The 13,322-nt window shown below is 44.4% G+C and carries 8 protein-coding genes; 3 read left to right on the top strand and 5 right to left on the bottom strand.

What is annotated here, in order from left to right:
• Positions 1–7: 7 nt before the first annotated feature.
• A complete protein-coding gene (locus DXD04_RS11195; RefSeq protein ID WP_117673330.1) occupies positions 8–2,920 on the bottom strand; it encodes an exo-beta-1,4-galactosidase in 2,913 nt (970 codons plus the stop codon).
• Positions 2,921–3,108: 188 nt separating this feature from the next.
• Between DXD04_RS11195 and DXD04_RS11190 the strand changes: the two genes are divergently transcribed.
• Positions 3,109–5,880: an alpha-L-rhamnosidase gene (locus DXD04_RS11190; RefSeq protein ID WP_117673281.1), complete on the top strand. Its 2,772-nt coding sequence runs from the start codon at positions 3,109–3,111 to the stop codon at positions 5,878–5,880.
• Positions 5,881–5,901: 21 nt separating this feature from the next.
• On the opposite strand, the gene DXD04_RS11185 is transcribed toward DXD04_RS11190, so the two are convergent.
• From DXD04_RS11185 to xerD, 4 genes are all read right to left on the bottom strand, one after another.
• On the bottom strand, positions 5,902–7,440 hold the full coding sequence (locus tag DXD04_RS11185; protein WP_117673279.1) for a YifB family Mg chelatase-like AAA ATPase: 1,539 nt from the start codon (positions 7,438–7,440) through the stop codon (positions 5,902–5,904).
• A gap of 24 nt (positions 7,441–7,464) precedes the next feature.
• Positions 7,465–8,481 (bottom strand): DUF4369 domain-containing protein, encoded by a 1,017-nt coding sequence (locus tag DXD04_RS11180; RefSeq protein WP_259296084.1) that lies wholly within the window; start codon positions 8,479–8,481, stop codon positions 7,465–7,467.
• A 138-nt stretch (positions 8,482–8,619) separates the two neighbouring features.
• Positions 8,620–10,296 (bottom strand): tetratricopeptide repeat protein, encoded by a 1,677-nt coding sequence (locus tag DXD04_RS11175; RefSeq protein ID WP_117673275.1) that lies wholly within the window; start codon positions 10,294–10,296, stop codon positions 8,620–8,622.
• Positions 10,297–10,441: 145 nt separating this feature from the next.
• On the bottom strand, positions 10,442–11,353 hold the full coding sequence (xerD, locus tag DXD04_RS11170) for a site-specific tyrosine recombinase XerD (RefSeq protein ID WP_117673273.1): 912 nt from the start codon (positions 11,351–11,353) through the stop codon (positions 10,442–10,444).
• Positions 11,354–11,418: 65 nt separating this feature from the next.
• On the opposite strand from xerD, the gene aroQ reads away from it, so the two are divergent.
• Together aroQ and pyk are read left to right on the top strand one after the other, a co-directional pair.
• Entirely contained in the window at positions 11,419–11,850 is a 432-nt protein-coding gene (gene aroQ, locus DXD04_RS11165) for a type II 3-dehydroquinate dehydratase (protein ID WP_117673271.1), read from the top strand.
• A gap of 10 nt (positions 11,851–11,860) precedes the next feature.
• A complete protein-coding gene (gene pyk / locus DXD04_RS11160; RefSeq protein ID WP_022053014.1) occupies positions 11,861–13,321 on the top strand; it encodes a pyruvate kinase in 1,461 nt (486 codons plus the stop codon).
• Position 13,322 lies beyond the last annotated feature (1 nt).

The following is a 13,322-nucleotide window of genomic DNA, read 5'->3' as shown; positions in this document are numbered from 1 at the left end:
GTTTGTTCTATCTTGAGGTATTGATATTGGCAGACGGGCGGAAGTCGAACATCAGGTTCAAATGTAATCCTTCATCCCCTTGTTTAATGCGGATATTTCCAGGTTGGCTGTTGGGGCCTTGTTGCTCGATGGGTTTGAAGGAGCAAATAGCCGGTATGTCAAGCAAGAAAGATATATCACCCTCAGGGAATTGCGGCATAGTTCTTCTGACACGTCCTACGGGTTCTTCCGGCGTAAAGATGTGATAGAAGATTCCATCGTTTCTTGAATAAACAGTAAACGGTGTTTTGTCGCTTTCCAGTGTAGCCCAGTACATGTGGGCATGATATCCTTTAAATTCTGGATAAATCAGATTTTCAAAACTTTCTCCTGTAATGGTATTGTTGTAATCTTTATGCCAGATGTTATAGTTGGTACCAGGGATACGGTTCTTCCATACACGATAGGGACCACGTCCCAGCCATTTCATGCCGGTACAGTTTGCTTCCGGGTAAGAGAAGGTCAATCCGAGGTTGTATACCTTGGTATCCATAAAGGCATCGTCAAATCCTCCTCCTCCGGATGCGCGGTTCAGTAGGATGGCATCCATATAAAGCAGTCCTTGATCGGTCAGACGCCAGACAATGGAGTCGGCTGCTCCTTTATATTTGGCACAGAATATAGCTTCTTCTTGTGTCTCACGCACGTAACTGAGTGAAGGCTCATAGCGCATTTTCATTCCTACAGCTACCGGACCGTCCTTGAACGGAACCTCTGTTTCTCCTGCTTTTACTTGCTTGATGATACCGGTAGTGGCATCAAACGTTACACTTACCTTCGCACTGTTCAGTACGATGTGGCTGGCATTGCGTGAGGCGGTAGCTTTGGGAAGTGCTTCCAGGGTCATGGGTGATTGTGCCATCTTATGGTCAAAATATTGTTTTACCAGGCGGATGGGGTAGCTCCAGTTGCAGATGCTATGTCCATTTTTATCGAAAGCTTCCAGTTCCAGTACATCACCTTCATGGAAGTTGTCCGGAAGGTCGAAATGGGCTGTGCCGGTTTCTCCTGGCTGGATAGCAGGGAGAGTAACTTCTCCGTGGCTTAATTCAATGGATTGTGTTACACCTTTCAATGGAGTGTCACATGACAATACTTTGTATGTCATTTTGCATTCCTTCAGATTCGTGTAAGTATATTCGTTGGTAACCAGGAAATTACCGTTAAAATGAGAGGTGATGAGTAGTGGTTTCAGCTGGATGGGTGACCATTGGGCACGGATGGCATAGAAGCTGCCTTCTTTTTCACGGCGAGGACCAACTACTCCATCAGGTGCATTCGATTTGTCAGAATCCAGAATACCTCCTTTGTCACTCCGTTTGGGAGCTTCATCGCAGAATACCCAGATAAATCCTCCGGCAAATAGCGGGTTCGTATTCCAGCGATCCCAGAAATCCCGTAATCCGGCACCTCCTCCTTGGTCGTACATGGCATGCATGAATTCTGTAGGCATAAAGACCTTATAGCCATTGGTAAATCGGGCTACTCCTGTCAGATAAGCCGGATAATGGTGCGTATCCAGGTCGTTAAAGTCGGCCCATGGGTGGACTACATGCCGTTTTTGAAGCTTGTCGTATTGAGCAAATAGTTTATCCAGTTGATAATTCCATCCTCCTTCATTTCCATTACTCCAGATGATGATGGACGGATGATTGACATCGCGCTGTACCATCTCTTTCACCAGTTTGCTACCCACTTTTTCGTCGTAGCAATTCTGCCATCCTGCCAGTTCATCCATGTATACGATACCCAGTGAATCGCACATATCCAGGAAATGTTCGTCGGGGGCATAGTGCGATCTTACCGCGTTCATGTTCATTTCCTTGATGAGAAGTGCGTCCTGACGACTCATGGCTGCACTGGTGGCTCTTCCTCCGTCTACGGAGAATGAATGGCGGTTAATACCTTTTACGACGAGTTTGGTTCCGTTCAGATATACTCCGTCTTGTGGGAAAAACTCGACGGTACGGAAGCCGATTCTGGTTTCACGTGTCTGAATCACCTTTCCTTCCGGTGATTTCAACTCCAGACGAGCTACATACAGGTTAGGATCTTCTGTGGACCAGGTTTGAATGTCTGCCCATTGTCCTTCTATCTGTTGTTCCTTGCCGGAATCTGTAATTTTCTTGGAAAGTGCAGATTGTCCCGTATTTGTCAGGGCAGTCTTTCCGTCTTTCAGGCCTCGTACCGATACGTGAAGTTCATATCCTTTCGCATCGCCATACATTTCACATGAAGCTTGAAATTTGCCATGCTGGTCGGCATTAAGTACAAAGTGTTCAATGTGTACCTGTGGAACAACTTCCAGCCATACCGGACGATAAATTCCTCCATAAAGCCACCAGTCAGCTTTACGTTCTGCGGCGTTGATGGATGAATTAGCAGATTCCTTAGCGACTTTTACTTCAAGTGTATTTTTCTTTCCGAGGGTGAGTAAGTCGGTGATGTCATAACAAAAACGGTTGAATCCGCCCTGATGCATTTCTCCGGCCAGTTTGCCGTTGATTAAGACTTCCGTATCGGTCATGACTCCGTCAAAATAAATTTTTACCCGCTGGCCGCTCCATGATTTGGGAGCCTCGAATTTGTGGCGATAAATACCTGTTTCATCACTTGGTTTGGCACCTTTGATGGTATACCATCGTCCGTAAGTATATTCTCCAAATCCTTGCAGTTCCCAGTTGCAGGGAACTTCTATCTTTTTCCATTTGCCGCTGTTTTGTCCTTTTGAGCAGAGAAAGTCCCATGTCACGGTATTGTCAATACCGGTTCCTGAAAGATAAATTCGTTCCGGATGTGGGGCTTGCGCTTGCAAATGCAAGCCAGGCACGTTGCAGAAAAGGCTGGCAAGTAGGGTCAGTCTGATAAAGTTGTTTTTCATATCCGTGTTTATTGATTTGTTTTCTACAAAGATACGCACCTTCATGAAATGAATGAATGGAATAATGTACATCTTGCTCGGAAGATTGTGTATCAGGCGTACAAAAATCCATGAATCTGTACATTCCTATAGTTGTAAGGGCTGTATAACTTTTATCTTTGCAAGTATGAAACCTAATTTGTAATTCCATGAAAAAGAACAGCATCTTATTATTTCTTTTGTGCTCTGCGATGGGGGCGGCTGCACAAAACTGGCCGGAGGTGAGACCTGAAGCACGTCCCGGCAGCCGCTGGTGGTGGTTAGGAAGTGCCGTCGATAAAGATAATCTGAATTATAACCTGAAGGAATATGGGAAAGCCGGGCTGGGAAGTCTGGAGGTTACGCCTATTTATGGGGTAAAGGGAAATGAATCTCATAATATCCGCTTTCTGTCACCCGAATGGATGGAAATGTTCCGTTATACGCAGGAGGTGGGTAAGATGAACGGGATAGACATTGATATGAATACCGGAACAGGATGGCCTTTCGGAGGCCCCGAGGTATCTCTCTCACAAGCAGCAGCAAAAGCTATTTTTGAATGTTATGAGGTAAAGGGAGGTGAATCGGTAAAGTTGGAAATCGACATTCGTGATACTAAAGAAGAGAAACAGCGGGATGTGGCTTACCTGGATTGTCTGATGGCTTATGGGGCAGACGGAAAAGTGGTGAATCTGACCAGGAAAGTTAAAGACGGATATTTACAGTGGGATGCTCCGACAGGAGACTGGAAGCTGGTGGCATTGTTTGTGGGACGGACTTTTCAGAAAGTAAAGCGTGCGGCTCCCGGGGGAGAAGGGTATGTTATGGATCATTTTAGTCCGGTGGCCGTAAAATCTTACTTTGAGAAGTTTGATAAGGCTTTCAAGACAAACAAGGTCAACTTTCCCCGTACCTTCTTCAATGATTCGTATGAGGTGTACGGAGCCGATTGGACTCCTGCTTTCTTGAAAGAATTTGCCGCACGTCGTGGTTATCGGCTAGAGAATCATTTTCCGGAGTTTATCTCACAGGAACGAACTGAACTGACACGTCGTCTAGTGTCTGATTATAGGGAAACATTGGGAGAACTTCTGGTTGAGAACTTTACGACTGCATGGACCAAATGGGCGCATGGGCATGGAAGTACGACCCGTAATCAGGCACATGGATCTCCTGCCAATCTGATTGATACGTATGCTTCGGCGGATATTCCGGAGTGCGAAGGGTTTGGGTTGACTGATTTTCATATTAGGAGATTGAGGCGTGATTCGCTTACACGTCCTAATTTTTCAGATATTTCCATGCTGAAATATGCTTCTTCGGCTGCACATATTGCGGGAAAACCTTACACTTCTTCTGAAACATTCACCTGGTTGACGGAGCATTTTCGTACTTCCCTCTCACAGTGTAAGCCTGATATGGATTTGATGTTTGTGTCGGGTGTTAATCATGCATTTTTTCATGGTACCCCCTATTCTCCGAAAGAAGCAGCCTGGCCTGGTTGGCTATTTTATGCTACGATAAACATGTCGCCCACCAATACGATATGGCGTGACGCGCCGGCTTTCTTTGAGTATATAACTCGTTGTCAGTCTTTTCTTCAATTAGGTAAGCCTGATAATGACTTCCTGGTTTATCTTCCGGTTTATGATATGTGGAATGACATTCCAGGACGTTTTGTTGGCTTTGATATTCACAAGATGGATCAGTATGCGCCGAAGTTTATCAAGACGATACAAACCATTATGGCAGGTGGCTATGATGTAGACTATATTTCTGATTCTTTTATTAAAAGTACATCGTGTCAGGATGGTATGCTGAAGACACGTGGAGGTGCTTGTTATAAAGCACTCATCGTACCTGCAGTAAAATTGATTCCAGTTTCTACCTTAAAGAAGTTGGTCGCATTGGCACGTCAGGGGGCAACTGTAGTATTTGTGGAACATTATCCGGAAGATGTGCCTGGATATGCTTCATTGAAACAGAATCGGGAGCAACTATTTGCATTGCTGGAACAGTTGCCAGGAGAAAAGTCTTTCCGAGGCACACAGGCTTTTAATTTTGGGAAAGGGCGTATCATCGTGGGAAGTGATTACCATGAGACATTAGAGCGTACGGGAGTTCCGGCAGAAGAACTGAAGACACGTTGGGGGGTACAGTTTATCCGGCGTACACATACGGAAGGACATCATTATTTTATTTCCGACTTACAGGCTAACGATGTGGAAGGATGGGTAACATTGAATGTGCCTGAAAAACATATCATGTGTTTTGACCCGATGACGGGTAAACGGGGAATTGCAAAAACGCGCGAGGTGGAAGGAAAAACTCAAGTATATATGCAATTGAAGTCGGGAGAGAGTATCATTCTTCAAACTTTTACTCGTTCCTTGCAAGGAGAGCCTGAATGGAAATATAGGAAGGAAATGGACTATAGTTTGAGTTTGGATCATGGTTGGAAACTGAGATTCGTGGAAAGCTATCCGGCTATTGAAGGGGAGTTTAAAATAGATACGCCTTCTTCATGGACAGAGGTTGCACATCCGGCTGCGAAGATTAACCGGGGTACTGCATTGTATTCATTGGAGTTGGATTTGCCTGAATTATCGGCGGATGACTGGGTTTTGGACCTGGGTGACGTGCGTGAGAGTGCACGTGTGCGTATAAATGGGCAAGAAGCTGGTATAGCCTGGGCTGCTCTCTTCCGTTTAAGCATAGGGCAATTGCTAAAGTCTGGTAAGAATCTCATAGAAGTGGAAGTCACCAACCTTCCGGCAAATAGTATTGCTGAGATGGACCGTCAGGGTAAGCAATGGCGCATTTTTGAGGACATCAATATGGCTAAGCTGAATTACGAGAAAGGTACTTACGGACATTGGGAAACACTTCCTTCCGGGTTGAACGGAATAGTCCGGTTGATACCTGTTAAATATTTATTTTGATTGTCTGGGCTGGATAGATAATTATCCGGCCCAGTTTTCTCTGTCCAGATTGCGATAGCTGATAGCCTCTGCCAAATGTGCTGGACGTATCTCATTACTTCCTTCCAAATCGGCAATGGTACGTGAAACCTTCAGTATGCGGTCGTAGGCACGGGCTGAAAGATTCAGCCGGTTCATGGCATTTCTTAACAGTTCCAGTCCGGCAGCATCCGGCTGTGCGTAGAGATGCAGCAGTTTGGGTGTCATTTGGGCGTTGCTGTAGATTCCCGGTTCGTTTGCAAAACGCTGGGCTTGTATCTGTCGGGCACGGATTACACGTTCGCGGATGCAGGCACTGCTTTCTCCCGGGGTGATCTTGGAGATTTCTTCAAAGGGAACGGGCACAATCTCAATTTGGATGTCAATGCGGTCGAGTAAGGGACCGGAAATCTTGTTAAGGTATCGTTGTACTTGTCCCGGACTACATACACAGTTTCGTGTGGGATGATTGTAGTATCCACATGGGCAAGGGTTCATCGATGCGATTAACTGGAAATTGGCCGGATATTCCAGACTGTACTTTGCTCTTGAAATAGTGATACGATGGTCTTCAAGAGGTTGGCGAAGCACTTCTAGTACACTTCTACTAAATTCTGGAAGTTCATCAAGAAACAGCACTCCATTATGTGCCAGACTGATTTCTCCGGGTTGAGGCGTAGCTCCTCCGCCCACCATGGCTACCTGAGAAATGGTGTGGTGCGGACTGCGGAACGGTCGGGTAGCAATAAGTGAAGAACCCTTTTTTAACTTCCCGGCCACTGAGTGTATTTTGGTCGTTTCCAGGCTTTCTCCTAATGAAAGCGGGGGAAGAATGCTGGGAAGGCGTTTAGCCATCATAGACTTACCACTGCCTGGGGCACCGATGAGCAGTACATTATGTCCGCCTGCAGCTGCAACTTCCAGTGCTCGCTTCACATTTTCCTGTCCCTTTACTTCTGCAAAGTCAAACGGAAAAATAGATTGGTGTTTGTAGAATTCCTCACGCGTGTTGACAATGGTAGGCTGTAAGATTCGTGTGCCGTTCAGAAAATCAATCACTTCTGTAATGCGTTCCACACCATATACATCCAGGTTATTTACGACAGCGGCTTCCGAAGCATTCTGTTGCGGAAGAATAATTCCCTTAAAACCTTGTTGGCGAGCCGCAATGGCGATAGGGAGTGCTCCTTTGATGGGCTGCAGACTTCCGTCCAGGCTTAGTTCCCCAATGATGAGGTAGTCTGCCAAGTGTTCAGAGGAGATTGTTTCATTGGCAGCTAAGATACCGATAGCCAGCGGAAGGTCGTACGAGGCACCTTCTTTCCGGATATCGGCTGGAGCCATGTTGACTACTATTTGTCGTGCAGGAAATTTGTATCCGTTTACTTGCAGAGCGGATACGATACGTTCGTGGCTCTCCTTGACAGCAGAGTCCGGAAGTCCTACCAGGTAAAATTTTATACCGCGTGAACAGTTGACTTCAATTGTCACGATAGTGGCGTCAATGCCTTGTACGGCGGCTCCAAAAAGTTTGACAAGCATTTAAGGTCGTTTTTAAGTTGTGTTTTATTTTTTGTCTTCCGCTATCAAGGCTTCAATCTTGGTCTGTAATGCTTTTCCGTAAAGATTGCTGCCTAAAATCTTCCGGTTTCGGTCTATCAGTATGTTGAATGGAAGACGCTGCACGTTTTGTTGCTTCAGAATCTGATTATTCCATCCTTTATAGTCGCATACCTCAATCCATTGTTCCGTATCTTTCCGGGTATTTTTCTGCCATTCTTCCTTGTTATAATCCAATGAAAAGTTGACAATCCGGAGGTTGTTTTTTGAGAATTTCTCGCATAGAGTATACAAGGAATCTTTTATTTCTATACTTTCCTTATCCCAGCTCGCCCAGAAGTTTATGAGTGAATATTGTTTTTGCGTGCTACTGCTGCTCCAAGACAAATATTCTCCATTTCTTTTCTTTACGGACATGTAGTTTAGGTAGGCCGATGTGTTTTTCCCTTTTTCGGGTAACTTTTGTAAAACTTCGTTCAATACTCTGCAATCTTTCACCTTACCAGTCAGCGGTTCCGCCAGTCGGGCGATGAGGTCTAAGTTCGGATTGGCTGATTGTGAGAAATACCGTTGCAAGATATAAGCTGAAGCAGGTGAAGCTGGATGGCTCTTGATGAAACTTTCAGCTTGCTTGCACACTTGTGCAGAATCCTTCAGCGTAGCTATGCTTTGCAAAAATTCCTGATATTCATTGTTGGCCCCTTCTCCTTTGATTTCCGGATGTGCCAAGCTTCCTTTTATAGAAACCTTCCAGCCCTTTTCTGCAAATATTGGGAATGTTTCACCGGAATCGTTCACCAGACGGAATATATTCAGGGTGTCGGGAGTGAAAGTATAGGTGAACTTACCTTCTCGTGGGTAGATGGTATCCAATTTAGACTCAGGATCGTCGAAAACTACCAGAATCATGTCGGAAGTAATACCTTCCAGTTCCCCTTTGAGCTCAAATTCATCGCTTTGTCTGCATGAATCCAGGCAAAACAACAGATATACAGATAAGAGGAGCAGATATAATTTTTTCATAAACTGTATTTTATTTTTGCGAAAATACATATTTTCATCTTATAATCTTTCATCTTCTCCCGATTCTTTCCCATAAAGGCATAAAAAAACCGGAATCACTTGACACGATTCCGGTTCCTTTTATGTAATTAAGTCAGATTACTTTACTTCGTTTGCATATTTTGCAAATTCGCGGTCGTTCTGAGCTTTAGCAGCCAAAGCAGCATCCTGCTGTTTTACTTTATCCATGCTGCTCTTAACCAAGTCAGCGTTGTTAGTTCTAGCACCTACAACTGCCATCAGGTAGTTAGTGTAAGCGTCCGGATTCTTCACTGCAGACAGAGTAGATTTAGCTTTGTTGTAATCTTTAGCCAAGATCTGAGCCAAAGCAGCTGAGTTGGTCTTAGTGTCACCGAATGCCTGTACAGCGCGGTCATACTGACCTTGTTTGATGTACAAGTTACCCAAAGCTTCGTTAGCTGTGTTAGCACCAGTAGACTTGCTCAAGTAAGTTTCAGCGTTAGCTACGTTACCCTTAGTCAATTCAATCAAACCAAGGTTAGTGTTAACTTCAGCAGCGTTAGCGTTCTTGCTTGCAGCCTGTTTGAAGTAGTTTTCAGCAGTAGCCAAGTCACCGTTAGCATAAGCCATCATACCCAAGTTGTTGTAAGCACGGAAGTCGTTCGGATACAATTCAACAGTTTTCTTATAGATAGCTTCTTTACGAGCGTTGTCGTTAGTCAGAGTTGCAGCATACAGCAATTCATCGTTGCTCAATACTTTAGCGTCAGTATCGAATGCAGCGTTGATTTCTTCGTCGCTACGTCCGATTACATCGTAGTTAGCAGTCAAGCGAGCACGACGCAACTGAGGCAGGATTTCGTCAGCCAAAGTTTTGTAAACTGAAGAAATGTTCTTGATTTCAGTTTCACGCTGTTCTGGATCGCTGTACATAGAAAGAACACGCAAGATCAAGTCTTTATCCTGGATGTTAGATTTAGAAACCAATTCCTGGAATCCGTCCCAGTCCTGAGCAGTGTATTTAGCATCTACTTCAGTTTCAATCTTACCTTTCTTTAACTGCTGGTTCATGTATTTTTCAGTGTTGTTCTGACGGTTTTCAGCCAGAGTAGTATTCAGTTCAACACCACCATCAGGTGAAGCGTAAGCAGAAATTTCGATGTTGTTCAGTTTGTAGTTCTTAGTGTCACCAGCTACAGCTACTACTTGTTTGTGGAATGCTTTCAAGCTGTCAGACTTCAATTCGCTTGCGCGGAGGTTAGCCTGCTGGATCAAGAACATGATCTGAGCTTCTTTAGCCTGCTTGATGATACGCTGGAATGCATCCGGAGCGTAAGCAGCATTAGCAGAGTTTACAGTAGGAAGTTCTGAAGTAGCGATTACACCGTCAGCAATCTTTACAGAAGGGATAGTGTATTCTTTTTTACCTTTCTTAATTTTGAAATCCAGGTAAAGTTCAGATTTAGCCATTTCAGGAACATAGTCGAAAGAGGCTTTCATTGTATAAGTACCACCAGTCTTGTAAGAGATAGTCTGGTCGTTACCTTGTACTTTTTCACCCTGGAATGTAGCTGGCTGACCTTTAGCTTCGCCACCTTCCCATCTCAAAACCGGAGTAACTTCAACTGTTGCGTTTTTCTTGAAGTATTTTTCCGGGAATTTTCCTGTAATAGTTACAGGTACCTTACCACCAATAGCTTCCAACACTTCAGGGTTGGTAGTGAAGTAGTCAGGAGATAATTCGCCCATCTTGCTACATGAAGAGAAAGCAAGGACTAACAATGCCACTAACGGCAAATACAACTTCTTAATCATGATGTTAAATATTTAGTTTGTATAAATGAATAATCTTATTGTTTGATTATTTGGGGCAAAGATAAGAAAAACTCTATTACGTGTTAATCATTATCTGTTTTTTTTTGTAGGTCCGTTCGAAAAAAGCTTAAAAAAACGCATTTCTCTAATTTTTAAGTCGATTTCTAGGGTGATGTTCCAAGATTTCCTGCCGTAATCGGCTGCGGTCAAGGTGGGTATAGATTTCGGTAGTGCCTATGCTTTCATGCCCTAGCATGCACTGTATGGCGCGCAGATTGGCTCCTCCTTCCAGCAGATGGGTAGCGAAGGAATGGCGGAAAGTATGAGGGCTGATGGTTTTCTTCAGTCCGGTTTGTTCTGCCAGTTCTTTGATGATGTGGAACACCATGATGCGTGAAATGTTTTTTCCGAAGCGGCTGATAAATACAAAATCTTCATATCCGGGCTTTATCAGTCCTTCGTTGCGGTCTGGAAAGTACAGTTCCAGTTCGCGTATGGCACGTGAAGAAATGGGAACCAGGCGCTGCTTGCTTCCTTTACCTTCTACTTTGATAAATTTCTCTTTCAGGTAAAGGTCGGACAGTTTAAGATTACATAATTCGGACACACGCAGTCCGCAACTGTATAGGGTTTCCAAAATAGCCCGGTTACGCTGTCCTTCCCGTGTGCTCCGGTCAATGCTGCCGATAAGGGTGTCAATCTCTTCTACCGTCAGTACGTCGGGCAGGTGTTTGCCGATTTGTGGCGATTCCAATAGTTCTGACGGGTCTTGCTGTATGTAGTCTTCAAGCAGAAGAAAACGGAAAAAGGAACGTATTCCAGACAGGATGCGGGCCTGGGAACGTGGGTGAATGCCAATGTCACGTAATCCGGCTGAAAAAGTTTCCAGATTTTCCAAAGTGACATCTGTAAAGTGAATGTTTTCCAGTTCCAAAAAGGCGAACAGCTTGTCCAAATCCGTAAGGTAGGCCTCTACCGTGTTGGCCGAAAGCGACTTTTCTAGTTTCAGGTATTGCTTATACTTTATTATTATGTTTTTTTTATCGGCCTTTTTCATTTCTTTTTCGTATCTTTGTGCCAAATTCTTCTACAAAGTTATTAAAATTCAGCAGAAGTATACAGATGAGAATACAAATAATCAATGGCCCGAACATCAACTTGTTGGGCAAACGGGAGCCTTCCATTTATGGAGCCGAATCTTTTGAAAGTTATTTGGAAAAATTGAAAGAGTGGTATCCATCGGTAGAGTTTGCGTATTACCAGTCGAATGTGGAAGGAGAGCTGATAAATAAAATTCATGAAACAGGCTTTTCGTATGATGGCATTGTGCTGAATGCCGGTGCGTATACTCACACGTCCATAGCCTTGCAGGATGCCATCCGTGCAGTTACGTCTCCAGTCGTGGAGGTACATATTTCCAATGTTCATCGGCGGGAGGAGTTTCGTCACAAATCAATGATTTCCTGTGCATGCCTAGGAGTAATCTGCGGATTCGGACTGAATTCTTATCGTCTGGCAGTAGAATCCATTGTATTAGACAACAACAAATTATAGTATATTTATTATGATGCTTAAACAAACAAAAATCGTTGCGTCCATTTCGGACTTGCGCTGCGAAGTAGATTTTATCAGAGACCTTTTTAATGCAGGTATGAACGTGGTACGTATGAATACCGCACATGCCAGCCGTGAAGGTTTTGAAAAGTTGATTAATAATGTGCGTACCGTTTCTAACCGTATCGGTATTCTGATGGATACCAAAGGTCCGGAAGTACGTACTACGGCCAGTGCAGAAGGCCCGATTGACTTCAAGACAGGTGAAAAAGTTCGTATTGTAGGAAATCCGGAGCAGGAAACTACTCATGAATGTATTGCTGTGACATATCCGGGATTTGTGCACGACCTGTCAGTCGGAGCAGATGTGTTGATGGACGACGGTGAACTGGCACTGAAGGTTATTGATAAGAATGAAGATACTTTGTTCTGTGAAGTACGCAATGATGCTACTTTGGGAAGCCGCAAGAGTGTGAATGTGCCGGGTGTACGCATCAACCTGCCTTCTTTGACTGAAAAAGACCGCAACAATATTTTGTACGCGATTGAAAAAGACATCGATTTCATTGCGCATTCATTTGTCCGTAATCGTCAGGATGTACTTGATATTCGTGAAATCCTGGATGCACACCACAGCGACATTAAGATTATCGCTAAGATTGAGAACCAGGAAGGTGTGGATAACATCGATGAAATTCTGGAAGTAGCCGACGGCGTAATGGTAGCTCGTGGTGACCTGGGTATCGAAGTGCCGCAGGAACGTATTCCGGGTATCCAGCGTATCTTGATTAAGAAATGTATCCTGGCTAAGAAACCGGTAATCGTGGCTACTCAGATGTTACACACCATGATTAACAATCCGCGTCCGACTCGTGCAGAGGTTACTGACATTGCAAATGCCATCTACTATCGTACCGATGCATTGATGCTGAGTGGAGAAACTGCGTATGGTAAATATCCGGTAGAAGCTGTGAAGACTATGGCGAAGATTGCAGCTCAGGCTGAAAAAGACAAGATGGAAGAAAACGATATTCCAATTCCTTTGACTCCGGCAAATACCGATGTAACCAGCTTCCTGGCAAAACAGGCAGTACGCGCTACTAACCTGATGCCTATCCGTGCCATCATTACCGATAGCTTCAGCGGTTTGACTGCCCGCAACCTGGCTGCTTTCCGTGGAAAATATCCGGTATTGGCTATCTGTTATAAGGAAAAGACCATGCGTCACCTGGCATTGTCATACGGTGTAGAAGCTATCTATATGCCGGAAAAAGCCAACGGACAGGAATATTATTTCGCTGCATTGCGTAAGCTGATGGACGACGGTGTGCTGTCAGAAAACGAAATGGTGGCTTATCTGAGCGGTGGTAAACAAGGTACTCATACTTCATTCCTCGAAATCAACCAGGTGGGTGATGTGTTGAAGAGCGGAGATGACTACGTTTTACCCAACCGTAACCGTTACTTGTAAT

It is taken from the genome of Phocaeicola plebeius (genome assembly GCF_003437535.1).
Classification (GTDB): domain Bacteria; phylum Bacteroidota; class Bacteroidia; order Bacteroidales; family Bacteroidaceae; genus Phocaeicola; species Phocaeicola plebeius_A.
The sequence above is the reverse complement of the archived record's forward strand: the minus strand, read 5'-3'. Positions and strand labels throughout refer to the sequence as shown.